Genomic DNA, 352 nt, shown 5'->3' with positions numbered 1-352 from the left:
GGGGTTAAGGCTTGAATGTGCCGAGTTACAGTGAAGAACGTAAACAAGAGATACTAAGCAAGTTATTGCCACCATTAAATATTACCGTGGCAGAAGTATCACGCAATGAAGGGATTGGACTGCAAACCTTGTATAATTGGCGGGATAAAGCCAAACAACAAGGTCGCCCTGTGCCGGGAAATAAATCAACACCAGACCAATGGTCAGCAGAAGCTAAGTTTGCCACTGTCGTTGACACGGCCAGTTTGAATGAAGCTGAATTGAGCGAGTATTGCCGTGCTAAAGGCTTGTATGTAGAACAAGTGAAAGCCTGGAAAGCGGATGCGCTTAGAGGCTTTATGAGTTCTCGTGA

Annotated in this window: 1 protein-coding gene; it reads left to right on the top strand. The window is 45.5% G+C overall.

Translation table 11 applies throughout. The features are described from left to right. Positions 1–17: 17 nt before the first annotated feature. Positions 18–352 (top strand): transposase (locus tag H0247_RS19630; protein WP_370463389.1); only part of this gene is annotated, 335 nt, incomplete at its 3' end.

This window comes from Pectobacterium sp. CFBP8739 (genome assembly GCF_013449375.1).
GTDB lineage: Bacteria > Pseudomonadota > Gammaproteobacteria > Enterobacterales > Enterobacteriaceae > Pectobacterium.
Note: the sequence above shows the minus strand (reverse complement) of the source record. Positions and strands in the feature narration are given on the sequence as shown.